25 protein-coding genes are annotated in these 26,303 nt (G+C 66.4%); 14 read left to right on the top strand and 11 right to left on the bottom strand.

Going from position 1 to position 26,303, the window contains the following annotated elements; genetic code table 11:
- Positions 1-9 precede the first annotated feature (9 nt).
- Both EJV47_RS20475 and EJV47_RS20470 read left to right on the top strand, forming a co-directional pair.
- Positions 10-1,032, top strand: a complete 1,023-nt coding sequence (locus EJV47_RS20475; RefSeq protein WP_126695072.1) for an FAD binding domain-containing protein — start codon at positions 10-12, stop codon at positions 1,030-1,032.
- Entirely contained in the window at positions 1,029-3,266 is a 2,238-nt protein-coding gene (locus EJV47_RS20470) for a xanthine dehydrogenase family protein molybdopterin-binding subunit (protein ID WP_126695071.1), read from the top strand. Before EJV47_RS20475 ends, EJV47_RS20470 begins: the two co-directional genes overlap by 4 nt.
- 77 nt (positions 3,267-3,343) lie before the next feature.
- Here the strand turns inward: EJV47_RS20470 and EJV47_RS20465 are convergent, their stop codons facing one another.
- The 3 genes from EJV47_RS20465 to EJV47_RS20455 all read right to left on the bottom strand — a co-directional run bounded on the left by EJV47_RS20465 (position 3,344) and on the right by EJV47_RS20455 (position 5,502).
- The gene (locus EJV47_RS20465; protein ID WP_126695070.1) at positions 3,344-3,802 is read right to left on the bottom strand and encodes a hypothetical protein; all 459 of its coding nucleotides are present in this window, start codon (positions 3,800-3,802) and stop codon (positions 3,344-3,346) included.
- A 172-nt stretch (positions 3,803-3,974) separates the two neighbouring features.
- Positions 3,975-4,472 carry a VOC family protein gene (locus EJV47_RS20460; protein ID WP_126695069.1) on the bottom strand — a complete coding sequence of 166 codons (498 nt, stop codon included), beginning with the start codon at positions 4,470-4,472 and terminating at the stop codon, positions 3,975-3,977.
- Positions 4,473-4,806: 334 nt separating this feature from the next.
- A complete protein-coding gene (locus EJV47_RS20455; RefSeq protein ID WP_126695068.1) occupies positions 4,807-5,502 on the bottom strand; it encodes a hypothetical protein in 696 nt (231 codons plus the stop codon).
- 142 nt (positions 5,503-5,644) lie between these two features.
- Here EJV47_RS20455 and EJV47_RS20450 point away from each other — a divergent pair, with 142 nt between their 5' ends.
- Together EJV47_RS20450 and EJV47_RS20445 are read left to right on the top strand one after the other, a co-directional pair.
- Complete coding sequence (locus EJV47_RS20450) at positions 5,645-6,865, top strand: XdhC family protein (RefSeq protein ID WP_126695067.1); 1,221 nt, start codon at positions 5,645-5,647, stop codon at positions 6,863-6,865.
- An 87-nt stretch (positions 6,866-6,952) separates the two neighbouring features.
- Positions 6,953-7,390 carry a hypothetical protein gene (locus EJV47_RS20445; RefSeq protein WP_126695066.1) on the top strand — a complete coding sequence of 146 codons (438 nt, stop codon included), beginning with the start codon at positions 6,953-6,955 and terminating at the stop codon, positions 7,388-7,390.
- 78 nt (positions 7,391-7,468) lie between these two features.
- Here the strand turns inward: EJV47_RS20445 and EJV47_RS20440 are convergent, their stop codons facing one another.
- Positions 7,469-7,885 (bottom strand): molybdenum cofactor biosynthesis protein MoaE, encoded by a 417-nt coding sequence (locus tag EJV47_RS20440; RefSeq protein WP_126695065.1) that lies wholly within the window; start codon positions 7,883-7,885, stop codon positions 7,469-7,471.
- A 123-nt stretch (positions 7,886-8,008) separates the two neighbouring features.
- Positions 8,009-8,251 (bottom strand): molybdopterin converting factor subunit 1, encoded by a 243-nt coding sequence (gene moaD / locus EJV47_RS20435; RefSeq protein WP_126695064.1) that lies wholly within the window; start codon positions 8,249-8,251, stop codon positions 8,009-8,011.
- A 117-nt stretch (positions 8,252-8,368) separates the two neighbouring features.
- Here moaD and moaA point away from each other — a divergent pair, with 117 nt between their 5' ends.
- The 4 genes from moaA to EJV47_RS20415 all read left to right on the top strand — a co-directional run bounded on the left by moaA (position 8,369) and on the right by EJV47_RS20415 (position 11,243).
- Complete coding sequence (gene moaA / locus EJV47_RS20430; RefSeq protein WP_126695063.1) at positions 8,369-9,385, top strand: GTP 3',8-cyclase MoaA; 1,017 nt, start codon at positions 8,369-8,371, stop codon at positions 9,383-9,385.
- A gap of 140 nt (positions 9,386-9,525) precedes the next feature.
- Positions 9,526-9,930 (top strand): hypothetical protein, encoded by a 405-nt coding sequence (locus EJV47_RS20425; RefSeq protein ID WP_126695062.1) that lies wholly within the window; start codon positions 9,526-9,528, stop codon positions 9,928-9,930.
- 24 nt (positions 9,931-9,954) lie between these two features.
- Positions 9,955-10,758 carry an alpha/beta hydrolase gene (locus EJV47_RS20420; RefSeq protein ID WP_126695061.1) on the top strand — a complete coding sequence of 268 codons (804 nt, stop codon included), beginning with the start codon at positions 9,955-9,957 and terminating at the stop codon, positions 10,756-10,758.
- A 95-nt stretch (positions 10,759-10,853) separates the two neighbouring features.
- A complete protein-coding gene (locus tag EJV47_RS20415) occupies positions 10,854-11,243 on the top strand; it encodes a hypothetical protein (protein ID WP_126695060.1) in 390 nt (129 codons plus the stop codon).
- Between the two features lie 70 nt (positions 11,244-11,313).
- Here EJV47_RS20415 and EJV47_RS20410 read toward each other — a convergent pair whose 3' ends face one another.
- Together EJV47_RS20410 and moeB are read right to left on the bottom strand one after the other, a co-directional pair.
- Entirely contained in the window at positions 11,314-12,477 is a 1,164-nt protein-coding gene (locus tag EJV47_RS20410) for a putative sulfate/molybdate transporter (protein ID WP_126695059.1), read from the bottom strand.
- A 271-nt stretch (positions 12,478-12,748) separates the two neighbouring features.
- A complete protein-coding gene (gene moeB, locus EJV47_RS20405; protein ID WP_126695058.1) occupies positions 12,749-13,897 on the bottom strand; it encodes a molybdopterin-synthase adenylyltransferase MoeB in 1,149 nt (382 codons plus the stop codon).
- Positions 13,898-14,106: 209 nt separating this feature from the next.
- Between moeB and EJV47_RS20400 the strand changes: the two genes are divergently transcribed.
- The 4 genes from EJV47_RS20400 (at position 14,107) to EJV47_RS20385 (ending at position 18,911) form a co-directional block, all read left to right on the top strand.
- The gene (locus tag EJV47_RS20400) at positions 14,107-14,853 is read left to right on the top strand and encodes a J domain-containing protein (protein ID WP_165903850.1); all 747 of its coding nucleotides are present in this window, start codon (positions 14,107-14,109) and stop codon (positions 14,851-14,853) included.
- 57 nt (positions 14,854-14,910) lie between these two features.
- A complete protein-coding gene (gene fdhD / locus EJV47_RS20395) occupies positions 14,911-15,786 on the top strand; it encodes a formate dehydrogenase accessory sulfurtransferase FdhD (protein ID WP_126695056.1) in 876 nt (291 codons plus the stop codon).
- Positions 15,787-15,922: 136 nt separating this feature from the next.
- Complete coding sequence (locus tag EJV47_RS20390; RefSeq protein ID WP_126695055.1) at positions 15,923-16,258, top strand: DUF7009 family protein; 336 nt, start codon at positions 15,923-15,925, stop codon at positions 16,256-16,258.
- Positions 16,259-16,361: 103 nt separating this feature from the next.
- Positions 16,362-18,911 carry an FdhF/YdeP family oxidoreductase gene (locus tag EJV47_RS20385; protein WP_126695054.1) on the top strand — a complete coding sequence of 850 codons (2,550 nt, stop codon included), beginning with the start codon at positions 16,362-16,364 and terminating at the stop codon, positions 18,909-18,911.
- A gap of 236 nt (positions 18,912-19,147) precedes the next feature.
- Here EJV47_RS20385 and EJV47_RS20380 read toward each other — a convergent pair whose 3' ends face one another.
- The gene (locus EJV47_RS20380; protein WP_126695053.1) at positions 19,148-19,390 is read right to left on the bottom strand and encodes a hypothetical protein; all 243 of its coding nucleotides are present in this window, start codon (positions 19,388-19,390) and stop codon (positions 19,148-19,150) included.
- Between the two features lie 480 nt (positions 19,391-19,870).
- Between EJV47_RS20380 and EJV47_RS20375 the strand changes: the two genes are divergently transcribed.
- On the top strand, positions 19,871-22,600 hold the full coding sequence (locus EJV47_RS20375) for an MGH1-like glycoside hydrolase domain-containing protein (protein ID WP_126695052.1): 2,730 nt from the start codon (positions 19,871-19,873) through the stop codon (positions 22,598-22,600).
- 201 nt (positions 22,601-22,801) lie between these two features.
- Here EJV47_RS20375 and EJV47_RS20370 read toward each other — a convergent pair whose 3' ends face one another.
- The 3 genes from EJV47_RS20370 to EJV47_RS20360 form a co-directional block, all read right to left on the bottom strand.
- Complete coding sequence (locus EJV47_RS20370) at positions 22,802-23,218, bottom strand: hypothetical protein (protein ID WP_126695051.1); 417 nt, start codon at positions 23,216-23,218, stop codon at positions 22,802-22,804.
- Between the two features lie 73 nt (positions 23,219-23,291).
- Positions 23,292-24,665, bottom strand: coding sequence for an OmpA family protein (locus EJV47_RS20365; RefSeq protein WP_126695050.1), 1,374 nt, complete (start codon positions 24,663-24,665; stop codon positions 23,292-23,294).
- Between the two features lie 185 nt (positions 24,666-24,850).
- Complete coding sequence (locus EJV47_RS20360) at positions 24,851-25,498, bottom strand: YceI family protein (protein WP_126695049.1); 648 nt, start codon at positions 25,496-25,498, stop codon at positions 24,851-24,853.
- 211 nt (positions 25,499-25,709) lie between these two features.
- Between EJV47_RS20360 and EJV47_RS20355 the strand changes: the two genes are divergently transcribed.
- Positions 25,710-26,153, top strand: coding sequence for a DUF3592 domain-containing protein (locus EJV47_RS20355; protein WP_165903849.1), 444 nt, complete (start codon positions 25,710-25,712; stop codon positions 26,151-26,153).
- Positions 26,154-26,303 lie beyond the last annotated feature (150 nt).

Genomic DNA, 26,303 nt, shown 5'->3' with positions numbered 1-26,303 from the left:
ATTGAAAACATGAACCCCTTCACCCTTACCCGCGCCGCGTCGGCTGAGGCCGCCGTGCGCGACTTCAGCAGCCACGACAGCCCGGCCTACATCGGCGGCGGCACCAATATTCTGGATTTGATGAAGGAAAACGTGGCGCATCCCACGCACCTCATCGGGCTGAATAAGCTGCCGCTCAACGCCATCGAAACCACCGCCGACGGCGGGCTGCGCCTGGGCGCCACTGCCACCAACGCCGATACGGCCTGGCACCCGGAGGTGAAGCAGCGCTACCCGCTGCTGAACCAGGCCATCCTGGCCGGGGCCTCGCCGCAGCTGCGCAACATGGCCACCAACGCGGGCAACCTCATGCAGCGCACCCGTTGCTACTACTTCTACGACACGGCCACGCCCTGCAACAAGCGGGAGCCGGGCTCGGGCTGCGCGGCCATCGGCGGCTACAACCGCATCCACGCCATCCTGGGTGCCTCGGAGCACTGCATTGCCACCCACCCCTCGGATATGTGCGTGGCCCTGGCCGCGCTGGAAGCCGTGGTGCACGTGCAGGGCAAGGACGGCGCGCGGCAAATCAAGTTCGAGGACTTCCACCGCCTGCCCGACGACCAGCCCGAGCGCGACAACACCCTGCAGCCCGGGGAGCTGATTGTGGCCCTGGAGCTGCCCAAGCAGGGCTTCGCTAAGCACTTCAGCTACCTCAAGCTGCGCGACCGGCAGAGCTACGCCTTCGCGCTGGTGTCGGTGGCCGTGGGGCTGGAGCTGGAGGGCGCCACCATCAAGGACGCCCGCCTGGCCCTGGGCGGCGTGGCCCACAAGCCCTGGCGCGACAAAAAGGCCGAGCAGCTGCTCATCGGGCAGCCCGCCACCGAGGCGACTTTCAAGCAAGTGGCCGAGGCCGTGCTCAAGGACGCCAAGGGGCAGGGTACCAATGACTTCAAGATTGAGCTGGCCCGCCGCGCCATTGTGCGGGCCCTGAAACAGGCCGCGGCCGGCGAGCAGCAAGCATCCGACGTCTTTACCAACAGCAATCCATGAGCACCGATAGCAACACCAAGTACGTCGGCAAAGCGCCCAACCGCGTCGACGGGCCGCTGAAAGTCACCGGCACGGCCAAGTACGCGGCCGAATTCGACGTGCCCGACCTCGCCTACGGCTACGTGGTGAGCAGCCCCGTGGCCAAGGGCCGCATCCGGAAAATCCACGCCGACAAGGTGCTCGGTCTGCCCGGGGTGCTGCACGTCTTCTCGCACGAGAACGTGCCCGGCCTGGCCTGGTTCGACCGCAGCTACAAGGACGACGTGGCCCCCGGCGGCTCGCCCTTCCGCCCCCTGCACGATGACGAAATCAAGTTCAATATGCAGCCGGTGGCCCTGGTGGTGGCGGACACGTTTGAGCTGGCCCGCTACGCCGCCTCCATCCTCGAAGTCGAGTACGAGGTGGAAAAACACGAAACCGACATCGAGAGCAAGCGCGACGAAGGCTACGAGCCCGGCCGCGGCAAAACCGGCTACATGCCCCCGCAGCGCCGCGAAGACGCCGACAAGGGCCTGGAGCAGAGCGCGCACCGCATCCGCCACGAGTACATCCACGGCGCGCAGCACCACAACCCGATGGAAATGTTTGGGGCCACGGTGCACTACCACCCCGACGGCAAGCTGACCATCTACGACAAGACCCAGGGCGTGTACAACTGCCAGCAGTACATCACCAAAATCTTCGGCCTGAGCAAAGACGAGGCCCGGGTGGTGAACCTGTTCATGGGCGGCGGTTTCGGCTCGGGCCTGCGCCCGCAGTACGAGCTGTTCTTGAGCGTGCTGGCCGCCCTGGAGCTGAAACGCTCGGTGCGCGTCACGCTCACCCGGCAGCAGATGTTTTCCTTCGGCCACCGCCCGCACACGCTGCAGACCCTGGAGCTGGGCACCGGCCCGGACGGCGCGCTGCTGGGCCTGAAACACTACGCCCTGCACGAAACCTCGCGCTTCGAGGACTACACCGAGAACGTGGTGAACTGGTCGGGCATGCTCTACAAGTGCCCGAACGTGCGCCTGAGCTACGGAATTTCGCCGCTCGACGTGTACACCCCACTTGACATGCGCGCCCCCGGCGCCGCCACCGGCTCCTTCGCCCTGGAAGTAGCCATGGACGAAATGGCCTACGAGGCCGGCCTCGACCCGCTGGAATTCCGCCGCCGCAACTACGCCGAGGAGGACCAGAACAAGAAGGCGCCCTTCAGCAGCAAGAAGCTGCGCGAGGCTTACGACGAGGGGGCCCGCCGCTTCGGCTGGGACAAGCGCCCGATGGCCCCGCGGGCCACGCGCGAGGGCAACCTGCTGGTGGGCTGGGGCGTGGCCGGCGGGGTGTGGGATGCCTCCATGCAGAAAGCCGCCGCCAAAGCCACCATCACCGCCGACGGCCGCCTGACCGTGGCCAGCGCCGCCGGCGAAAACGGCACCGGCACTTACACCATTATGGCCCAGATTGCGGCCGAAACCCTGGGCCTGCCCCTGGAGGCTGTCACCGTCCGCCTCGGCGACACTACCCTGCCCGAAGCTCCCCTGCAGGGCGGCTCCTGGACGGCCGCCTCGGTGGGCACAGCGGTAAAAAATACCTGCGAGGCCCTGGGCGAAAAGCTGCTCAAGCTGGCCCAGAAAATGGACGACTCACCCCTCAAGGACGCCAAGCCCGAGGACGTGGAGTTTGTGAACGGCCTGATCCGGCTGCGCAAGGAGCCGCAGCAGTCGGTGGTGCTGCGCGACGTGCTGCAGGTGAGCGGGGAGCGGGAAATCGAGGTGGACTCCTCGGCCATGCCCAACCCGGTGAACATGCAGAAGTACTCCATGCACTCACACAACGTGGTGTTTGCCGAGGTGAAGGTAGACGAGGAGCTGGGTACGGTGCACGTCACGCGGGTGGTCAACGTGGTGGCCGCCGGCCGCATCCTCAACCAGAAAACCGCCCGCTCGCAGGTGCTCGGCTCGGTGGTGTGGGGCATCAGCATGGCCCTAATGGAGGAAACCGTGATGGACCACCGCTACGGCCGCTACATGAACCACAACTACGCCGAGTACCACGTGCCCACCAACGCCGACGTGCGAGGCATCGAGGTGTACTTCGTGGAGGAGGAAGACCCGCACGTGAACCCGCTGGGCGTGAAAGGCATCGGCGAAGTGGGCCTGCTGGGCGTGGCCGCCGCCATCACCAATGCCGTGTACCACGCCACCGGCAAGCGCGTACGCAGCCTGCCAATTTACCTGGATAAGCTGCTGTAGCCGCCGCGCCCGCCGCAACAATGACAACGCCCCGGAACCGCTGCGGTTTCGGGGCGTTGTTGGTTGCGGCCTGTGCCTTACTCTGGGTCTTCAGTTGTTGAAATTTCGCCGGCCCCAAAACAGGCTACGATATGGCTGATATAAGGGTCGTTATCGGTTTCGTTCAGCGCCCATTGCCAGTCGACAATGTCCGTATCGGTCGACAACGTTAGCCGCCGCCCGTTATCAAAACTCAAGGTCAGGTTGTAATCGTTATCCAAGGCTACTTCTGTGATGATCCTTCGCAGATGAGCGGCCACAACTGTCGTCTTGCTAATGTTTTCTTTATCAACGCAGTCAGCGAAGGGTGGATAGTGGGTTTGGTACCATTGATTGAGTTGAGGCTCATCGGCCGAAACGACCTCTTGGGCCAAGAGACAATACCCGCCCACATATAAGCACCACCAATCACCGACGCGGAAGCCGGAAATGAAATTTCCAATCAATGCCTCCGTTAGAGTTGCCAGGGCTTGGCTGCCTTTGTCATTTTCGGTCATAGGTGAATATATATGAATTGCAATGTTGCATCTCAATTACGTTTACTCTTCTACAGCTAGAACGTGGAGGGCGCTTTGCGGCTTACGGGCGCAATAACTGCAAAACAGGCACAAGCCAGCGCGCCGCAACTGTACGCAATGCTGTGTCGAATAAGCCCCGCTAGCAGCGACCCTACGCACCCTCTGCCGCCCGCATAATCTCCGCCAGATCAATCTTCTGCATCTGCAGCATGGCGTGCATCACCCGGTCGGCTTTGCGGCGGTCCGGGTCGCGCAGCAACTCGTCGAGCTGCACGGGCGCCACCTGCCACGACACGCCGAACCGGTCTTTGAGCCAGCCACATTCGCTGGGCTGCCCGCCGTTGGCCGTCAGCGCGTCCCAGTAATAATCGATTTCCTCCTGGCTGTGGCAGTTGATCATCAGGGATATGGCCTCGGTGAAGGTGAACTGCGGCCCGCCGTTCAGGGCCAGAAACGACTGCCCTTCCAGCACGAACTCCACCGTCATGACCGAGCCGGCGGGGCGGCCGTGGATGTCGTGGCCTTCCGCGCTGTAGTAGGAAACGGCGCCCAGCGACGAGTCGCGGAACACCGACACGTAGAAGCGGGCCGCTTCTTCGGCCTGATTGTCGTACCACAGGCAGGGGTTAATTCGTTGCAGCGAAGCCATAAAAATGGGGTTAGGGTGGGAAATCAGGGCAGAAGTCAGGTCGTATCGGGCTGACTTTCAGCTGCTACGAAATTGCCAAAAAGCCTGCGCTTGTGAGCGGGCGGAATCCGCCAATCTGCGGGCGAATTGCGGCAAAATGGCGGCAACCATTGTCGGACCCTTCCCAAGAGGGGGCGTGCCGCTGCTGCGCCCCATCTATCCGGGCCGGCGGCAGCACCGGCTAAGCAGGCCTGCCGCGGATATACCCGTGCCGCTCTGAACGTTGGTGCGGCGCGGAGCAGCTCGGCGCCGCACCAAAAAAGCCCGGCCGCCGTAGGGCGGGGCTGGGAGCGGGCTACTCCGGGCGGTAGGAGTTGGGGTCCCAAACGCCCTTGGCACGCTGCTGCTGGACGATTTCGGTCATTTCCTGGCGGAAATAGCCGGGCTCCTTCTTCAGAGCCAAGGCGGCGTTCTTGCTCTTCGCCTTGGCCAGGTAGGCGCCCACCGCCGGGTGCTGCCGGGCATTCGACGACAAGGACCACATGGCCGACGAGCCCGTCACGAACAGCATCAGGTCCTTGCGCTCCGCGTAGTACTGGGCGTTGCGCAGCAGGTTGTCGAGGTATTTGGGGTTGCCGGTGGCGAAATACGAGGACCAGTTCATGTCGTTGAGCTGGGGCGTCGGGCGGGCCTGGGCGTACAGGCTGTCGAGGTTGGTGGCGCGGATGCGCTGGAAAAGCTGCTGGTGCTCCGCCGACTTCACCTCGCCCAGGCGGGCGTACAGGGCCGTCTTCACCGCCGGATTCTGCTGAAACAGCGCCCCGAAAAAGCCCTGCAGCATGGGCGCCAGCCGCTGGTAGGGCATGCTGGTGGTATTCAGAAAAGTCACGGTCTTGCCGACCAGCTCCGGGTCGTTCTGGGAGTAGTAGGTCTGCAGAATGTTGCCGTATTCGTGCGCTGCGCCGTCCTGCGCCCGGGCGGGGGCCGCCAGCAGCGTGATGATGAGCAACAGGGCCAGCTTCAGGACCGATAAGGATGGACGACGAAACATGAGAGGACTGAACGGAGGGGAATAGTGGAGCTGCAAGATAGACCGCCGCCCGGCAGCGCCAATCAGCCGGCGGATAACCTGGCCCGTTGCCGGGGCGTACTGCCCGTACCAACCATCCACCGCGTCGCCTGTTACCCGAGCCATGACCGAACTCCAACGCCTGCTGCTTGCCTACGATGACTACCGCGCCGCCGGCCGCGCCTGCGCCCTGGCCACGGTGGTGGAGGTGGACGGCTCGGCCTACCGCCGCCCCGGCGCCCGTATGCTCGTCACCGACGATGGGCAGCTCACCGGCGCCATCAGCGGGGGCTGCCTCGAAGGCGACGCCCGGCAGCGCGCCCGGCAGGCCCTCATGCGCCGCCAGCCCACGCTGGTCACCTACGACACCTCCGACGAGGACGACCCCCGCCACGGCCTGGGCCCCGGCTGCCAGGGTGTGGTGCGCATCCTGCTGGAGCCGCTGGATTTCCAGGATGCCGACAACCCCCTGGAACTGCTGCGCGGCTTTGCCCGGCACCCCGAGCCGGCCGTGCTGGCCACCGTGTTTCGCCTCGCCGCCGGCCAGGCCGTGGCCGACCTCGGCCAGCGCCTGCTGCTCATGCCCGGCGGCCAGGTGCGCGGCTCCGCCCTCGACAACCTCCCGCTCACCGCCCAGCTCCGTCACGACGCCGACCACGCGCTGGCCCAGGACCAGTCGCTGATTCGCGAATACGCCGCTCCGAACCACGGCACCGTGCGCGTGTTTCTGGAAGTGCTGCGCCCGCCCTTGCGCCTGACGGTGTACGGTGCCGGCAACGATGCCCAGCCCCTGGTGCGCCTGGCCGCCTCGTTGGGCTGGCAGGTGACGGTAATCGACGGCCGCCCGCGCCAGGCCGCGCCCGAGCGGTTTCCCGAGGCCGCGGCCGTGCGCGTAGTGCCCCTGGGCGAAGTGCCCCAGCTGCCGCTCACCACCGATTACGCCGTGCTGCTCACCCACAACTACCTCTACGACCTGGCCGCCCTGCAGCGCCTCGTGGACGCCCCAACGCCCTACATCGGCCTGCTGGGGCCACGCCAGAAAGCCGCCCGTCTGCTGGAGGATTTGCGCCAGGAAGTGCCCGACGCCGACGCGCGCCTGCAGGGCCGGCTCTACAGCCCCATCGGCCTGAACCTGGGCGGCGAGACGCCGGAGGAAATAGCCCTGTCCATCGTGGCCGAAATTCAGGCCGTGCGGCAGGGGCGGCCCGGCGGCATGCTCACCCGCTCCCAGGACCCCATCCACGCCCGCCCCACCGACGTAGCCGCCCCCGACTCGGAGGCTACGGCCGGCGGCAAGCCCCGCTACCGCCACGTGGTGGTGACGGAGCCGAGCTGCGGGGTGTAACCGGCTGCAAGGCGTATATGCGGGCGAAAAAGTCGGTTGAAAGAAGCTTTGGTACTATCTTAGGCTATGCTAATGCTGACTGGCCGTATGCTGCTGATTGTCCTGGTGACTTTGCCGGAGCTTGCTGCCGCCGGGATAGGGCCTTGGGGAACCGAAGGCCCCAACGGGCTTGGTCCGGCCCCGCGAACCAAGCCGCCGCTCTGGCCTTTTCGACAAACGCAATACTTGCAGCTGGTGCCCGGCATTATCGCTAAGCACCACACCTGGCGGACATTTAGCCGGCGCACCTTCAGGAGCCCCGGGTGCGCTGGGCCGCCCACCACCAGTACGGAATGGGGCTGGTTTAAGCGTCACGGGCCCTACAAGCTCTACAATGCGGCCGGCCAGCGGCTGACGCCCTACGAGTACCAGTATGTAATCAACGACGGCCGCGAGCGGCTGCAGGTTACGCGGCGGCTTCCCGACAGAACCATTATCACCGAGTGGGTTTCACCGGACGGCACAGTGTCGTTGAGCCGGCGGTAGGCTACCAAACTGAATTTGAAAGGCCGGTCCGGCGGAATTGAAAACCCTAGCTTAGCTTGTCCGGGCTGCATCAGGTATTTAGGGATGCGCGGCCACCCACACCGAGCCGTCCTCGTATTCCTCCTTTTTCCAGATGGGCACCACCTCCTTGAGCGTGTCGATGATGTACTGGCAGGCGGCAAACGACTCGGCGCGGTGCGGGGTAGACACGGCCACTACCACGGCCACGTCGCCGATGGCGAGGGTGCCTTTGCGGTGCACCACGGCCACCTCCTGCAGCATGGGCCACTTTTCTACCGCCTGCTCGGCCACCTTGCGCAGCTGGTGCACGGCCATCTGGTCGTAGGCCTCGTAGTGCAACCGCACTACCCGGCGGCCGGTGCTGCGGTTGCGAATGGTGCCGATAAAAGAATTGACCGCCCCGGCCCCGTCGGCCTGCACGGCCTGGAGCACGGCGGCCACGTCGATGGGCTGGTCGGTGAGCTGAATGAGCATTTTTGTCAATTAAAATTTGAGAATTAAAAATTAAAAATGAGTTGTTCGACCTTAGCCCACGCCCTCCGAATAAGGCAGCGCAGGCCAATTTTTAATTCTTCATTTTTAATTTTTAATTGACCCCTAGCCGCCGCTGACGGGCGGAATCAGGGCTACTTCGTCGCGCTCCTGCAGCAGGGCGCCGGGCTCGGCGTACTCATTGTTGACGGCTACGGCCAGGCTGCGCAGCTGGCCCAGGGCCGGAAACGACTGCTGCAGCTGGGCCAGCAGGGCCTGCACCGATTGGCCCTCGGGCACGCTCAGCTCCAGCTGCGGGGCGCCCACGATTTCGCGGGTGATGCCGAACAGGGCAATGGTTAACTTCATGGGGCCTTAACCGGGAAACGGGCCGGTTGGGTTACGAAATACGCCGAAATCGAACACAATTACCCGCTTTGCGTTGTTGGGGAAGCCCGACGCCCGCGTTTCGCGCCGCCCGTTTCCATGCCTGATTTCGCCCCGACTACCCTTTTCGACGCCTACGGCCGGCCGCTGCAGTACCTGCGCCTGGCCGTGACGGACCGCTGCAACCTGCGCTGCTTCTACTGCATGCCCGCCGAGGGCATCCAGTATTTGCCCAAGCGCGAGCTGCTCAGCTACGAGGAAATGGAGCGGCTGGTGGGCATCATGGCCGGCCTGGGCGTGCGCAAGGTGCGCCTGACCGGCGGGGAGCCGTTCGTGCGCCGCGACCTGCTGCCCTTCATGGAGCGGCTGGCCGCGCTGCCCGGCATCGAGGAGCTGACCCTGACCACCAACGGCGTGCTCACGGCCCCGCACGTGCCCGCGCTGGCCCGGCTGGGCGTGCGCACCGTCAACCTCAGCCTCGACACGCTGGACCGCCGCCGCTTCGAGCAGATAACCCGCCGCGACGAGCTGCCGCGGGTGCTCGACACGCTCTACGCCCTGCTCGGGGCTGGTATCCGCGTCAAAATCAACGCCGTGGTGATGGACGGGCAGAACACCGAGGACCTGCTGCCCCTGGCCGAGCTGACGCGCGAGCTGCCCGTCGACGTGCGCTTTATCGAGGAAATGCCCTTCAACGGCGGCTCCCACGCGGCCACGCCGGCCACCCTGCCCTGGCATCACCGCCGCATCCGGGAGCACCTGGAGGCGCATTTCGGGGCGCTCAGTCCCGTGCTGGCCCGCCCCGGCGACACAGCTACGCACTACCACGTGCCCGGACACCAGGGACGGCTGGGCATCATTGCGGCTTACTCGCGCACCTTCTGCGGCTCCTGCAACCGCCTGCGCCTCACGGCCGAGGGCGGCGTCAAAACCTGCCTCTACGACCAGGGCGTGCTCGACCTGCGCGCCCTGCTGCGCACCGGCGCCCCCGACGACGCCATCCGCGCCGCCCTCACGCAGGCCTTCCGCCACCGCGCCGCCAACGGCTTCGAGGCCGAGCGGCAGCGGCCCCTGCAGCAGCTCAGCTTCGAGTCCATGTCGACGATTGGGGGGTAGGGGAGTATATTAGGCGAAACTCCCCGAGCATGACGGTCTGTTTCCGCTCTTCCATGGTCTGCGTAGCGGTTGTTGCCGGCTTGCTGATGAGCTGCAGCGGTTACCGGAAAGCAAAGCGCATCCTTTCCCGCCGCAAATTCGTGTGGGCGAGGCACATTGCGCGGGCCGAGGTGCGCGAAGGGCGCAAAATAGTGCCGGGCGCCGGGCACGTTTTCTTTTATACCCGGCTGAAAGTCAAGCCCTACGTTGGCTCCCACAACCGTAGCTACACGCAGCTGTACCTGCACGTCCGGCGGCTGAGTGACCTGCCAGTGGGGCGGTCGGTGAAGTTGCCCGACTCGGCGGTAGCTGTTTCGGGTTTTATGGCCGTGCAATGGCCCAATGACTTTTCGGACATCAGCGGCACCGTCACCCGCCTCTCAGCCGATACGCTCAGTCCCAAACTGGACCTGCGCCTGCAGTACACCGTGCGGGACAGCCGAAGGGCTTTGCGCCGCCGGCTGGTATTTCAGCATGATACTGCGTACTTCCGGCGCAAAAAGTAATCCGGTCCTTACGCGCCTGCTTCCATGAAACTCCTGCTGTGGCTGCTCGGCATTGCCGGCGCGCTGTACGTGCTCGTCTGCCTGATGCTGTACTTTCAGCAGGAGCACCTGCTGTTCTTCCCCACCCGGCTGCCCGCCGATTACCGCTTCCGCTTTCCCGGCCGCTGGCAGGAGCGGTGGATTACGGCCCCCGACGGGGTGAAGCTCAACGGTCTGCTCTTCCGGGCCGAAGGGCCGCGCCGGGGGCTGGTGTTTTACCTGCACGGCAACGGCGGCGCCCTCGACGGCTGGGGCGACGTGGCCCCGCTCTACACCGCGCTGGGCTACGACGTGTTTCTGCTCGACTACCGCGGCTACGGCAAAAGCCCGGGCCGCATCGGCAGCGAGGCGCAGCTGAAAGCCGACGTGGAGGCGGCCTACCGGCAGCTGACGGCTGACTATCCCGAACAGCAGACCGTGGTGCTGGGCTACTCGCTGGGTACGGGGCTGGCGGCCTGGCTGGCGGCCCGGCACCAGCCGCGCCTGCTCGTGCTGCAGGCGCCCTACTACAGCATGCAGGACATGGCCCGCTCGCACTATCCCTGGGTGCCCGGCTTCCTGGTGCGCTACCCCCTGCGTACCTACGAGGTGCTGCCCCGGGTGCAGGCGCCAGTGCTGCTCTTCCACGGCACCGCCGATGAGGTTATCTACCCCGCTTCGTCCGCCAAGCTGCGCGCCCTGCTGCCCGCCTCGGCCCGGCTGGTGGAGCTGCCCGGCGCCGGCCACAACGGCATGACCGATAACCCGCAGTACCAGCGCACCATCCGCGCCGTGCTGGGGGCCGATTAAGGGCGGCTGAGGCCCCCGACGGCCCAATCGAAAGGCAAGCGGGGCGGCGTATCCCAAAAAATACCCATTTTGCAGCGCTCCGCATTTCGTTTGCCATGCCTATTCCTGCCCCCGAAGAATTAGCCGCTGCGCTACGCGTCCAGGCGCCCGCCGGCATCGACCCCGCCCACCTTGACGAGCTGACCGGCTACCTGCTGACCGCCTACGAGGCCGTGCAGGCCTACCAGCCCCTCAGCATGCGGCCCGTACAGGCCCCCTGGGGCGGGGCCGCGCTGGCGTTCGAAGCCTCCTGGCCCGATACTCATTCGCTGGTAGTGGCCACGCGCCGCCCGCCCGAGCAAGGCTCCCCGGCCCAGCTGACCCTGCGCCGCGCCGGGCAGCTGGTGTACGCCGTCAGCTCCACGCCCGAGCACCTGGCTACGGCCGTCACGCTCTGCCTGGGCCGCCACATCAAGCGCGTGGCCTCCGGCGAAGCCGCCGAGTAGCCGCCGCGACACAAGACCTGGGAAGTGAGGCGGCCAACCCGTGCAACGGATTCGGGCGTCTCACCTGCCGTTACTTTCCTAATCCCACCCAGCCGCGCTGCATGGCGTAGTACACGGCCGTGCCCGCGCTCAGCCCGATGAGGTAGCCGTAGGGCAGGCCCGCGCACAGCAGGCCCACCAGCAGAGCCACCAGCAGATCGGCGCGGTGCCCGGTGATGTCGCGCAGCAGGGAGGCCAGCGTCAGGGCTTCGAAGAGCAGCAGCACGCCCAGGATGGGGAGCGGAAATATCTGCACCACTTGCTGAAAGCCTTGGCTGAACAGCAAGCCCAGCACCAGGAACAGCAGGCCGTAGAGTACCACCGAGCCGCCCGTGCGCGCCCCGAAAGCGTAGTGGCCCACCAGGCCGCCCGAGCCGTGGCACACCGGAAACCCACCCAGAAACGGGTTCACCAGGTTCATCAGGGCGTAGGTGAAGCTGATGCGGCGCACCGTGATGCCGCGTTCGGGAAAATGGTCGTCCAGCACCTGCCGGGTGGCCAGGATGGAGTTACCCAACGACAGCGGAATCTGGGGCAGGGCCAGTAGCACGGCGCCGGCGAGGATGTCGGGGCCGGCGGGCACGTGCCACTGGGGCAGGTGCAGGCCGATGGCCCGCTGGGCGGTGGCCAGGTCGAGCTTGAAAATCAGAGCGTAAACCACGCCCAGGCCGATAACCAGCAGGGCGGCGGGCAGGCGGCGGTTGCCCAGCAGCACCACCGTAATCAGAAAGCCCGCCGCGGCCAGCACGTAGCCGCCCAGCCCGTCGGCCGGCACGTAGTCTTTCAGGGCCAGGGTAGCCAGCTGCAGGGCCAGGCCAAACTGAATGCCGCGCACCACCGGCTTGGGCACCAGCCGGGCCAGCGCGTCGATGAGGCCGGTAGCCGTCAGCACCAGCATGCTCAGGCCGATGGCCAGCCCGCCGCCGAAGATGAGGCGGCCGGGCAGCTTCTGGGCAATGACCAGGGCGGCAAAGGCCTTGAGCGGCTGCACCGGCATGGGCAGCCCGTAGTACAGCCCCGAAAACACCTGCATTAGCCCGAACATGACCAGAATGCTGGCGCTATCGGCCCCCGAGGCGGCAATGATGCCGATGAGCAGGGGCAGATCGGTGCCCAGGTCGCCAAAGGCCCCGGCCAGCTCGTTGCGGTCGAAGCGGATACGGGGCGAAGCAGGCGGAGTAGCGGTTTGAGGCATGAAGCAAGGGGGCTGGCGCCGGTTTAGCGAGTGGAACGAGCGTAACCGGTGCCGGAAATAAAGCAGGCTTTCAGCCTGCGGGATGGAACAGCCGAATTCGGTAGGTCAGGAGCGGCAGGCAAGTCAGCTCAGGTAAATCCGCAACAGCTGGCTGCGCTTGTACCGGCTGGGCCTGGCCGTTGGTTGTGTGGCCGAAGAACTTAGCGCGTGGTCCTTTGGGGGCAGCCGGGGCCCGTAGGCACCGGCACGCAGGCTGGAAGCCTGCTTTATTTTAGGCACTGGTTACGCTCGTTTCACTCGCTAAACCGGCGCCAGGTCGTGCTGGGTCGTTGGCGGATTCTGCCCAGGCCAGGATGCCCCCTTCCAGGTTCTGCAGGTTGTCGAAGCCAAAATCGGCCTGCAGCTGCTGAATGGCGCGGGCGCTGCGGGCCCCGGAGCGGCAGTACACCACCACCGGCTGCTGCCGCGGCACCTGCGCCACGCCCGCGGCCAGCTGGCTCAGGGGCAGCAGGATGGCCCCGGGCAGGTGCTCAGCCTCGAACTCGTTGGGCTCCCGCACGTCGAGCAGGAAGGGCGGGGTGGCCGACTGCAGCCGCTGGCGCAGCTCGGCCGCGCTGAGGGCCGCGGGCGGGGCGGCGCAGCCCGGGTCGTGGTAGTCGGCGGGGTTGGCCGCGTCGAGGCCGAGGAGGCTGCGCTCGGGGTGGCGGCTGAAGCGCAGGGTGCGCGTCTGCATGGTCAAGGCATCAAGCAGCCAGAGCCGGCCGCTGAGCACCTCGCCCAGGCCTAGCACGACTTTCAGCGCCTCGGTGGCCTGCACCGTGCCCACCAGACCGGGCAGCACGCCCAGCACGCCGGTGGCGGCGCAGTTGGGCGCTTCGTCGGGGCCGGGCGGGGTGGGGAAGAGGCAGCGGTAGGTGGGGCCGCCCCGGTAGTTGAACACCGACACCTGCCCCTCGAACTTGTGGATGGCCCCCGACACCAGCGGCTTCGCGAGGCTCACGCAGGCGTCGTTGAGCAGGTAGCGGGTCGGGAAGTTGTCGGAGCCGTCGATGACGACGTCGTAGCCCGCCAGCAGCGCGCGCACGTTGGCGGGCGTTACGCGCACCGGGTGGACTTCGCAGTGCACCAGCGGGTTGAGGCGCTGCACCTCGCGGGCGGCGGCGGCGGCTTTCAGTTGGCCCAGGTCGGCGGGACCGTACAGAATCTGGCGCTGCAGGTTGCTGATTTCCACCCGGTCGGCGTCGGCAATGCCCAGAGTGCCCACGCCGGCGGCGGCCAGATATTGCAGAATGGGGCAGCCCAGCCCGCCGGCGCCTACCACCAACACGCGGGCGGCCCGCAGCCGCAGCTGGCCCGCTTCGCCGATGTCGGCTAGTTGCAGGTGGCGGCGGTAGCGGAGTCGTTCGTCGGGACTGAGCATCTTCGGAGTGACACGTAACACGTGACGGGTAACAAGTGAGTAGGGCGCGGATGAGCGGTTGAGGCTGTTGAAACTGCCGGATGCGGGCAAAGGTTGGCTATTATTCCGCCGTCGGCATAAGACAGACGTTTTCGACTGCCGCGGGCCCTGTGTACTTTATGCCGCCGGGGCTTCGTTCACCACCTGCTGCCGTTCAAACCACACCACCGATGTCCGATTACTACCGCTTGCTGGGCGTACCCCGGGCCGCCACCCCCGCGGAAATCAAGCGCGCCTACCGGGAGCTGAGCGAGCAGGCGGCCGATTCCGAAGCGGCCCGGGCCCGGCAGCAGGCCGCGGCCGAGGGCCTGCCCACCCTCACCGACCCCGCCCTTCGCCGGGCCTACGACGAGTGGCTGCGCCAGCAGCCCGACACGCGTCCGCCGGCCATGCGCGCCCGCGACGAGGAGCGGGAACAGCTGGTCGGATACGCCCGCGTGGCCCGTAAGGTGTTGTTGGGGCTGGCCGTTTTCGTTCTGCTGCTGGCCCTGGACTGGGCGCTGCCGCTGCGCGAGTACACCCGCGAAGCCGTGCTGGAGCGGCGGGTGGTGTCGGTCGGGGCTTCCATGTCGGATCCGCAGCTGGGCTACGCGTTCCGCACCCCCCACACCAGCTTCCAGCTGCACAGCCGGCAGGCCCTGATCATACGCGACGCCAACTACCTGACCGTGTGGCAAACCCCGCTGCTGCGCGTGGTGCGCCTGATCGACGTGCCGGAGCGGCGGACGGGGCAGCTACCGCTCCGGCCCTACAACGGCGCCATTTACCAGACGAGTTTCGGCTGGGTGCCGGTGTTGCTGCTGCTGTGCACGGCGGCGGGCCTGTTGCCCAGTATTTCCCCCGAGCTGCGCATCAACCTGGCCGTGGCGGGTAGCCTGCTGTTGCTGCTCACGCTGGGTGTGCTGCTGTTCTTCTGACGACCGGATCCGCCGGACTTCCGTTTACTTCGCAGCCCTCACCGAAGTATTTCGCCCATGTCCGCGCCCGTTTTTCTGCCACCCGCCAGCTACGAGTACACCCGCGTGCAGCGCGTGACGGGGGCGGAGCGCCGCGAAGCCGACGACATCCTGGCCGCCGAGGAGCCGCTGGAAATCCGCCTGGGCTACGGCCCCGCCGGGCAGCGGGAGCAGCGCACCCTGGCCGTGACCATGCGTACCCCCGGCCACGACCTGGAGCTGGCCGCCGGCTTCCTGCTCACCGAGGGCCTGATCCGGAGCCGCGCCGACCTCACCGGCCTGCTGCACTGCCCCGACGTGCAAAAGCCCGAGGAGCGCGAAAACGTGGTGCGCGCCGAGCTGGCCACCGCCGCCGCCCTGGATTTGCCGCGCCTGGAGCGCCACTTCTACACCAGCAGCAGCTGCGGCGTCTGCGGCAAAACCAGCATCGCGGCCGTGCACGCCGCCGCCTGCCCCGTGCTGCCCGCCGACGGTCCGCTGGTGCCCGCCGCCGTGATTCACGAGCTGCCCGAGCGGCAGCGCCAGGCCCAAGCCGGCTTCGAGCAGACCGGCGGCCTGCACGCAGCGGCCCTGTTTTCGCCCGCCGGGGAGCTGCTGCTGCTGCGCGAAGACGTGGGCCGCCACAACGCCCTCGACAAGCTCATCGGCGCGGCCCTGCTGGCCGACGAACTGCCCCTGAGCCGGCACGTGCTGCTGGTCAGCGGCCGGGCTTCCTTCGAGCTGGTGCAGAAAGCCGCCGTGGCCGGCATTGCGGTGCTGGCGGCCGTGGGCGCGCCCAGCTCCCTGGCCGTGCAGGCCGCCCAGGATTTCGGCCTGACCCTGCTGGGCTTCGTGCGCCAGCAGCGGTACAACATCTACGCGCACCCCTGGCGGGTTCAGGGAGTGAATGAGTGAATGAGCGAATGAGTGAAGTTGGGGGCGGGCCCGGCCAGTTGAACGTAGGGCCAGTAACGGCCAGCGGCGCACCAACTGCCTAAATCCAGCCGAATGAGTCAGCCAAATCAGTGCAATCAGCCTTAATCAGCGGTTTATGAAGCTCCGCCTCGAAGACGACTCCCTGCGCCTGCGCCTCTCCACCGAAGACCTGGCGCAGTTTGCCCAGACCGGCCGCGTGGCCGTGACGGTGCCGCTGGCGCCCGGCCCGACCGGCCGGCTCAGCTACGCCCTGCAGCAAACTCCCGACAGCTCCACCGCCGCCGAGCAGGCCCTGCGCGTGGCCTACACGCCCGGCGCGCTGGAAGTGCTGGTGCCCGCCGCGCTGGCCCAGGGCTGGCTGCAGCCCGGCGAAGTCGGCCTGGAAGGCCGCCTGGACGTGGCCGACGGGCAAACCCTGCGTATAATCGTAGAAAAGGATTTTAAAGGGTGACAGGTAACAGGTGACAAGTAACACGTGACAGGTTGGTCGTTCTGACTTGTCACGTGTTACTTGTCACCTGTCACTCCAAACTGTCACGTGTTACCCAGTCAGCATGGAAGATTCTCCCGCCACCAACCCCGGGCAGGCCGGCAAAACCCAGCAGCAGAGCGCCGGGCAGGCACCCCGGAGTGGGCAGCGCCCCGCCCAGGGCGAAGCCCCCGCGCCCGACCACTACGACCCCGCCCCCCAGGGCAAGGCCGACGCGGATACCGAGCTGTTGCCCGCCCCCGACACCCTGGGCGCCAAACACCAGCACCCGGTGCTGGCCCAGCCGCCCGACGACTTTACCGGCCTGAAGCTGGGCCCGCCGGCCAAGGTGGCGGCCGGCATCAAGGCGGTGCTCAAGTCGGCGGAGTTTGCCTGGGGCGAGGCGGGCCTGGGCCGGGGCACGCACGCCTTGCTGAAGCTCAACCAGAAGGACGGCTTCGACTGCTCTTCCTGCGCCTGGCCCGACCCCGACGACCACCGCTCCGTGGCCGAGTTCTGCGAAAACGGCGCCAAGGCCACCGCCTCCGACGCCGACACCCGCCGCGCCGACCCGGAGTTCTTCGCCCGCCACAGCCTGGCGGACCTCTCGCGCATGTCGGACCGCGACCTGAACAACGCCGGCCGCCTGACGCACCCGCTGGTGCTGCGCCCCGGCGCCTCGCACTACACCCGCATCAGCTGGCCCGAGGCCTTTGGGCTGGTGGCTGAGAAATTGAACGCGCTGCAGTCGCCCGACGAGGCGGTGTTCTACACCTCCGGCAAGGTGCCCAACGAGCCGGCGTTTCTCTACCAGCTGTTCGTGCGGCAGTTCGGCACCAACAACCTGCCCGACTGCTCCAACATGTGCCACGAGTCGAGCGGCTCGGCCCTGAGCCCGACCACCGGCCTGGGCAAGGGCTCGGTGACGCTGGGCGACATCCACGAGGCCGAGGTCATCCTCATCATGGGCCAGAACCCGGGTACCAACCACCCGCGCATGCTCTCGGCCCTGCAGCTGGCCAAGCGCAACGGGGCCCGCATCATTGCCGTCAACCCCCTGCGCGAAGCCGGCCTCGACCACTTCAAGAACCCGCAGGACTTTATGAACCCGCTGCGGGCCGTGGGCGCCCTGCTCGGCGACGGGACGCCCATCACCGACCTCTACCTGCAGGTGCGCATCAACGGCGACATGGCCGTGCTGCGCGGCATCATGAAGCACCTGCTGGAAGCCGAAGCCCTGAACCCCGGCCAGGTCGTCGACCACGAATTTATCCAGGAATACACGGCCCACTACGAGGCGTTCCTGGCCAACATCGAGGGCACGAGTTGGGAGGACATCGAGCAGCAGAGCGGGCTGACGCGGGCCCAGCTGCTGGAAGCGGCCAACCTCATCGGGCCGCGGCAGAAGATTATTACCTGCTGGGCCATGGGCCTCACGCAGCAGAAAAGCGGGGTGCAGACCATCCAGGAAATCGTCAACCTGCACCTGCTCAAGGGCGCCATCGGCAAGCCCGGGGCCGGACTGTGCCCGGTGCGCGGCCACTCCAACGTGCAGGGCGACCGGACCATGGGCATCTGGGAGCGGCCGCAGCAGGCCTTCCTCGACGCGCTGGAAAAGGAGTTTAACTTCCAGCCCCCGCGGGAGCACGGCCTCGATACGGTGGAAAGCATCAAGGCCATGCACGCGGGCCGCACCCACGTGTTCGTGAGCCTGGGCGGCAATTTCCTCTCCGCCTCGCCCGACACCGAGCTGCTGGCCCAGGCCCTGCGCCGGCAGCGCCTCACGGTGTTCATCAGCACCAAGCTCAACCGCGGCCACCTCGTCGCGGGCGAGACTTCCCTGATTCTGCCCTGCCTCACGCACGTGGATATCGACCTGCAGCGCAGCGGGCCGCAGTTCACCTCCTGCGAGAATTCCATGGGCGTGGTCAGCCAGAATAAGGGCGTGCTGCGGCCCCTGGAAGGCGAAATGCTCAGCGAAGTGGCCATTATTGCGGGCCTGGCCCTGGCCACGCTGGGCGAGAAAACCCAAGTCGACTGGGCGGCGCTGACCGAGAACTACGACCGGATTCGGGACCTGATTGCGCGGGTGATTCCCGGCTTCGAGGACTTCAACCAGAAAATCCGGCGGCCCGGCGGCTTCTACCTGCCCAACGGCCCCCGGGAGCGGAAATTCACCACGCCCAACGGCAAGGCCAACTTCACCGTCACCGAGCTGCCCGCCGAGCGGCTGGAGCCGGGGCAGCTGGTGCTGATGAGCATCCGCTCCCACGACCAGTTCAACACCACCATCTACGACTACAACGACCGGTACCGCGGCGTGTACGGCGAGCGGCGCGTCATCTTCCTCAACGCCGAGGACATGCGCGAGCGGGGCATCCGGCCCCGGCAGCTGGTGAACCTCACGAGCCACTTCGCCGGGCAGCAGCGCCACGCCGAACGGTTCATTGCCGTGCCCTACGACGTGCCGCGGGGCAACTGCGCCGCCTACTACCCCGAAACCAACGTGCTGGTACCCGTGGCCAGCGTGGCCGCCGTGAGCAACACGCCCACCTCCAAGTACACCGTGGTGACGCTGGAGCCGGTGCCGGAAATGCTGCCCGAAGGCGAAACGAAGGCCAAGGCGCTGGCGTAGGGACCTCACCCCCCCCCGGCCCTCTCTCCCGTGGAGAGGGGAGCCTGAAGTCAGCAACCTCAGCTGGCGACGCGGGGTGGCTTCGCGCAGGTTCCGCCACCCCACCGCTGACGAGATTGTTCAACGACTTGAAAATGCAAAGCGGGACCAATGAGCCTAAGCTCATTGGTCCCGCTGTCGTTGCTGACGTCAGGCTCCCCCTCTCCACGGGAGAGGGGGCCGGGGGGTGAGGCCCCCTAGTTCTGCCGCTCGGCCAGGTTGCGCAGCTGCTCCACCAGCTCGGCGGGGCCGCGGTACACCAGCCGGCCGTTCTGCAGCTCCCCGGTGTAGACTTCCATTTCGGGCGCGGCGGCGCACAAAAACACCCGCAACGATTCGCGGACGCCGGGGCGCACGTAGGTCAGGCCCGGTTGGCCGCCGGGCGCGTCGGGCCAGGCAATCTGGTAGAAGCCAGTGGCAACGAGGTAAGTGTCAAGCATAGGGGTGGGGGAATGTTTGGCCGCATAAGCCAATTGCATCGGCGGATAGTTCCAGGGGCGTTGGAGAAAATTTGGCGGTAATTGGTTGAGGAGGAAATATTTATAAATGCCCCGGGGTGAGTAGCTACTACCAATGGGGGTGGGCCAACGGACTATAGCCGCAAAAGTCAGGCGCCATCGTCCTGAGGGCGGTTTTTGCGCTGCTGGCTTCCAGGATTATTACTGGGGCCAGGTCAGCTATACCGTCGAGCAACTTGCTTAAATGCAAACGTTTGCGCCGGCTTGCCGGTCTGCCTAGTTACCGGTTCGCCCCAACAATGTGTGCCCCGGATTACGTACACTTGCCCAGCCGGCTGCGCGCAGCGGGGCTCAGTGGTGAACCTCTACCCCGGGATTCGATGACGACAGGTATGCGCAGACGGCTATTCTCTCAATCAACGACGCAGCGCCCGCTCCGGCGGGCTTCTGGCATATATCCGCATGACGCAGGAACAAATACGCTTGGCCGAAACCAAAGCCGGCACGGCCCCCTGGCAGAAGTTTGGCCCTTACCTCACTGAGCGCCAGTGGGGCACCGTGCGCGAAGACTACTCGCCCGACGGCAACGCCTGGAACCACGTGACCCACGACATGGCCCGCAGCTACGCCTACCGCTGGGGCGAAGAAGGCCTGGGCGGCATCTCCGACGAGCAGCAGCTCTTGTGCCTGAGCGTGGGCCTGTGGAACGGCCGCGACGCGCAGCTCAAGGAGCGCCTGTTTGGCCTCACCAACGGGCAGGGCAACCACGGCGAGGACGTGAAGGAGTGCTACTACTACCTCGACAGCACGCCCACGCACTCCTACATGAAGATGCTTTACAAGTACCCGCAGCGCGGGTTTCCGTACCAGCGTCTGCGCAATGAAAATGCCCGCCGTAGCCGTCAGGAGCCGGAGTACGAGCTGCTTGATACTGGCATCTTCAACCAGCACAAGTACTTCGACGTGTTCATCGAGTACGCCAAGGCCGGGCCCGACGACGTGCTGATTCAGATTACGGCCCACAACCGCGGCCCCAAAACCGCGCCCCTGCACATCCTGCCCCAGCTCTGGTTTCGCAACACCTGGAGCTGGGGCTACGACAGCTACCGTCCCCAGCTGCGCCAGCTCGACGCCACCACCGTGGAAGTGGAGCATCGCGACCTGGGCCGCTACTACCTGTACTGCGCCGACCACCCCCACCTGCTCTTCTGCGACAACGATACCAACGTGGCCCGCTTGTTCGACGAGGAAGCCGGGGAGGGCGAGTTCTATAAGGACGGCATCAACGACTACGTGGTGCAGGGCAACCGCCTGGCCGTGAACCCCGCCGGCGAAGGCACCAAAATGGCCGCGCACTACGCCTTCAAGGTGGCGCCCGGCACCTCGCGCCGGGTGTGCCTGCGCCTGAGCGTGCACCAGATGGAGGAGCCTTTCACGGCTTTCGACCGGCACTTCCAGGAGCGCCTGCAGGACGCCGACGAGTTCTATAACTGCCTGCAGCAGCAGCAGCCCGACGAGGACGCCCGCAACATCTACCGCCAGGCCGTGGCTGGGATGCTCTGGAGCAAGCAGTTTTACTATTACGACGTGACCCAGTGGCTCGACGGCGACCCGGGCGCCGAGTACCTGCCCCTGGACCGCCGCCGCGGCCGCAACGCCAACTGGCGCCACCTGCGCAACGCCGACATCGTGTCGATGCCCGACAAGTGGGAGTATCCGTGGTACGCGGCCTGGGATTTGGCCTTCCACTGCGTGCCCCTGGCCGTGGTCGACTCCGAATTCGCCAAAAACCAGCTGCGGCTGCTGACGCGCGACTGGTATATGCACCCCAATGGGCAGCTGCCGGCCTACGAGTGGAACTTCTCCGACGTGAACCCGCCGGTGCACGCCTGGGCCACCTGGCGCGTGTACCAGATGGACAAGAAGCTCAACGACGGCCACGGCGACCATTCCTTCCTCGAAACTTTGTTTCACCGCCTGGTGATGAACTTCACCTGGTGGGTCAACCGCAAGGACCGCAACAACCACAACATCTTCGAGGGCGGCTTCCTGGGGCTCGACAACATCGGCGTGTTCGACCGCTCGGCGCCCCTGCCCACCGGGGGCTACATCGAGCAGGCCGACGGCACTTCGTGGATGGCCATGTACGCGCTGAACCTGATGCGTATTGCGCTGGAGCTGGCCAAAACCAACCCGGTGTATCAGGACATGGCCGGCAAGTTCTTCGAGCACTTTCTCTACATCGCCGAGGCCATGACCCACGCCGGCGACGGGTCGTTTAACCTCTGGGACGAGGACGACCAGTTTTTCTACGACGTGCTGCGCCTGCCCGACGACGAGCGGGTGAAGCTCAAGGTGCGCAGTATCGTGGGCCTGATTCCGCTCTTCGCCGTGGAGGTGCTCGATGAGGAACTGCTCGAAGCCATGCCCGCCTTCACCCAGCGCCTGCGCTGGCTGCTCGACAACCGCCCGCAGCTCTCGGCCCTGGTGTCGCGCTGGCAGGAGCCGGGCAAGGGGGAGCGGCACCTGCTGAGCCTGCTGCGCCGCCACCGCCTCGAAAAGCTGCTCACCCGCATGCTCGACGAGGCCGAATTTCTCTCCGACTACGGCATCCGGGCGCTGTCGAAGTACCACGAGGAGCAGCCCTACATCTACAACACCCCGGAAGCCGATTTCGTGGTGCGCTACGAGGCCGGTGAGTCCTGCTCCGACTTGTTCGGCGGCAACTCGAACTGGCGCGGGCCGGTGTGGTTTCCCATCAACTACCTCATCATCGAGTCGTTGCAGCGCTTTCACTTCTACTACGGCGACGCCCTAACGGTGGAGTACCCCACCGGTTCGGGCCAGTACCTGACGCTCAACGGCGTGGCCAATGCCCTGGCCGGGCGCCTCACCCGCATCTTCCGCCGCGACGAGCAGGGCCAGCGCCCCGCCTTCGGCCAGTACCAGCTGCTGCAGCGCGACCCGCACTTCAAGGATTACCTGCTCTTCCACGAATACTTTCACGGCGACGACGGCCACGGCCTCGGCGCCAGCCACCAGACCGGCTGGACGGGCCTGGTCGTGCGCCTGCTGCAGCCGCTGGCCCCCATCGGCGGGGCCCTGGAGCGGCCGGTGAAAGCCGAGCCCGAAGCCCCCGCGCAGGCCGAGCCGCAGCCGGAGCCCGGGGCACCTGCCATGCTGTCGATGTAGTAATCGCGGACGCGGAGCTAGAGCTAAAAGCTACGGCTAGTTCCCCTCCTCAGCTGAGGAGGGGCTAGGGGTGGTTGAAAAACTAGAGCTAGAAAGCTAACAGCTAGATGTCGTTCCAGAACAACATCAACCACCCCCAACCCCTCCTCAGCTGAGGAGGGGAGCTAGTTTTAGTCTCGCTCCGCCGCTTGGGCTAACCGGCTACGCAAACCGGGAAAACCCCGGCGTGAAGCTGAGCTTTTGGCCGGCTATCTGCTGCAGCAGCGTTTTCAGGGCCTCTGACACGAACACGCTGTCTTCGCCGAAGCGGCAGATAACCGGCCCGGGCGGCGCGGCCCGGGCTATTTCCTCGGGCGAAGCAGCGGGCCGGATACTGGCTTCGAGGTAGTGCCGCCATACGGTCTGGCGCACCTCATCAGTTACCGTCACGGGCGTGAGCTGCAACTCGGCGCCGGTGCTGCGCAGCGCCCCTTCGTATCGGCGGTCAAACAGCACGTAGTCGTAGTTCGTCAGCACGTCGACGGGCGGCCCGGGCTCAATCACCCGAAACGAGTAGGCGCCGGTGCGCCAGAGGCGTAGCGGGCTGATGTTGCGGGCGGTGAGGTGCCAGAGGGGCATGGTACTCGACTTAGCAGTGAGGCAGCGAAGCAGTTGGGAACGGGACGGAGGCCGGGCGCCCCTCTGGCCGGCATCAGTCCTCAATCAGGCTGACTTCCACCCGGCGGTTGGCGGCGCGGCCCTGGTCGTCCTCGTTGCTGGCCACGGGGTTTTCGGCGCTCAGGCCCAGGTACTGCATGCGGCTGCGCGGCACGCCCCGGCGGCTGAGGTAGAACATAACCCGCAGCGCCCGGCGCTCCGACAGGGCCTGGTTGTGGCGGCTTGAGCCGGTGTTGTCGGTGAAGCCCTGAATCTGCAGCGGCCCGGGGTGGGCCAGGGCGTAGCGGGCAAAGGCGTCGAGGCGGGCCTGCTCGGTGGGGCTCAGCCCGTCGGCGTCCACCCCGAAGCCCACGGTAATGGTGGTGGGGTCGGGGGCAGGCGGGGCGGCCAGCACGGTGGGAGCGGGGCGCAGGCGGCCAAAAATGCTGTCCCAGTTCATGCGCCGGCTCAGGTCGCGGTAGGCCACGAAGCCGGGCTCGGTGGTGTCGCGCACGCTGCCGAAGGAGCCCTGCTCCAGAAACACGCCCGAGTCGAAAGCCGCGTCGCCCACGTCGGCCAGCACTAGCTTCAGGTGGTAGAGCTGCCAGGGCTGCACGTAGGCCCGGGCCGTGAGCACCCGCGTAAAGCCGTCGTACTCAAAGGAGCCGACCAGCACCGGGTTAAGCTTCTTTTTCTCCTTTTCCAGGGTGTAGAAGCCGCGCGGGTCGTAGTTGTGGCGGTTGAACAGCCAGTTCCAGAGCCGGCGCGGCCACGCGGCCCGCGGCCCCTTCTTCGACTTTTTCAGCAGGCCGAAGTTCAGGAAGTAGTCGTTGTTGAGGTACAGCTCCGGGCGGCGCTGGTTGACGGTATTGATGGCCACGCGCACCTCGCTGCCGGGCAGCAAGGCCAGGTTGCGGCGCTTGATTTTCGGGCCGCTGAGCACGAAGGCAAAGGCGTCGTCGAAGCCCGAGCCGACGTACTCCCGGTACTCCTCCGAGGCAAAGCAGTAGCGGAACGACACCGCGTTGTGGGCCGGCACAAAGTCAAATTCGAGGACGACCTGGTCGCGGGGGCGGCAGCGGCAGATGCGCGCCAAATCCTTGTCGGGCCGGAATTTCTGGCGGAAATCGGCCGCCACGCCGCTGGTGCCGGGCGAGGAGTTGGCCTGGGCTACCTGGCGCACGTCGCCGGTGGAGAGCAGCAGCCCGCGCCGCATGCCGATGACGCTGGTATCGATAACGAAGCTGCCCAGGCTGGTGCGCAGGCCGGTCAGGCGCACGTTGCCCACGCGGACGCCCCGGCCCACCAGTACGTTATCGACCACCGAATCCACCGGCGCGGCCGCGTCGATGCGCAGGCGGCTCTGGCCCGCCGCGGGCCGCGGGCTGCCGAGCAGCAACAGTATCCATAGGGCGTAACGGTAGGGCATAGGCTAAGCAAGTAGTTCAGCCCCGACAACGCCGCGGCCGGGCGGCTTCGCGTGCCGGGGCGCCGGAAAGACGGCCGCCCGTCCGGCCAGTGGACCAAACGGGCGGCAGTACAGGCAGCCACACGGCACCGGGGCGCGGCCGGATGGCCGCCGAGCCGCCCGGGCCAGAACCGTTTTACCGGCCCTTAGCTGCGGACTTCCTTCTTGGCGTTGATGTTGAAGCTGATGATGAAATTGTCGTCGATGACCTTGTCGGCGGCGGTTTCGAGCAGGGACTTCGAGCGGTACTTGATGTCGAACTGCGTGCGGTCGATGGTGGCCGTGCCCGAGGCCGAGGCCAGGCCGTCCTTCACGCCGGTCTTGGCCGGGAACGTAATCGACTTGGTGATGCCCTTGATGGTGAGGTTGCCCGTTACGTCGGCGTTGTTGCCCCGGTCGTCGGCCTTGGTGGGTTTCACGCTGGTGATGACGAAAGTGGCCGTGGGGTGCTTCGCGGTGCTGAAAAAGTCGTCCGACTTCAGGTGGCTCAGCAGGCGCGGGCTGTCGGTGTCCTCCACCGTCAGGCCGTCCATGGCGAAGGTGAAGCTGCCGCCCACAATCTGCTTGCCCTGCACCTGCACGGTGCCCTCTTTCACCGGCACCGCGCCGTTGTGCGCCCCACCGACTTTCTTGGCCCGCCAGCCCACCCCGCTCAGGTTCTGCTGCACGGCGTAGGGCTCGGGGGCGGCTTTGCGGGCCGCGGCCGGGGGCGCCGCCGGGGTCGGGGCGGGGGTGAAGGCGGGCAGCGTGAGCAGCGCGGCGGCCGCCGTCAGGGAGAGAAGCAGTTTCTTCATGCGGAGTGGAGAAAGAAGGAGTTGGAGAAGCCGGGGCCGCCGACCTGGGCCGGGCCGCCACCGGGCAAGATACAAGCCCGGCGCGAGGCGGCAAGGTTTTCAGCGGCGCACTCGGCGGCGGGCCGGGCGGAGTGGCCCGTGCCACCCCACGAAGCCACGGCGGCGCGGGCCGCAGGCGCGTATACGGCTCACGCACCAAGCCTTGCTGCTCATGCTCCTGGCCCTCAAACCCACCCCCGGCAATTTCTTCCTCGTGCTGGCCCCGGCCATGCTGCTGGTGTTTCTGTTCGTGCTCTGGCTGATTCGCCGGCGCCATAGCCCCGGGCCGGCCGCGCTGACTACGGAGGGCGAGGTGGTGGACTTCGAGGAGGGCCGCATCGGGGCTGGCACCGCGGGCGGCATGGTGACGCGGCTGCGGGTGCGCTTCCGCACGCTGGCGGGCCAGACGGTAACGGGCACCACCGCCACCGGCAACTCCCTGGCCCGGCTGCAGTACCGGCGCGGGCAGCGGGTACCGGTGCACTACGACGCGGCCGACCCGCAGCGCTTCAGCGTGGGCCGCTTCGACCAGACCAATTACACCCTGCTCATCGTCGTATTCGGCCTGATTTGCCTGGCGCTGCTGGTGCTGGGAGGCTTCTACTATCTAGCTTAAAGTGCGGCTTAGTCTAAAGCTAGAGCTAGTTCCCCTCCTCAGATGATTCCGCGCATCAAGCGGCGGGGGGCTAGATACTGTGATGGAAAGCAAGAAACAGGAGCAGTTTTTTACCTTGGGGCTCGTTTGAGGAGAGCCTGCGGGTTCATC

Source organism: Hymenobacter gummosus (assembly GCF_003970915.1).
Lineage (GTDB): Bacteria > Bacteroidota > Bacteroidia > Cytophagales > Hymenobacteraceae > Solirubrum > Solirubrum gummosum.
Note: the sequence above shows the minus strand (reverse complement) of the source record. Positions and strands in the feature narration are given on the sequence as shown.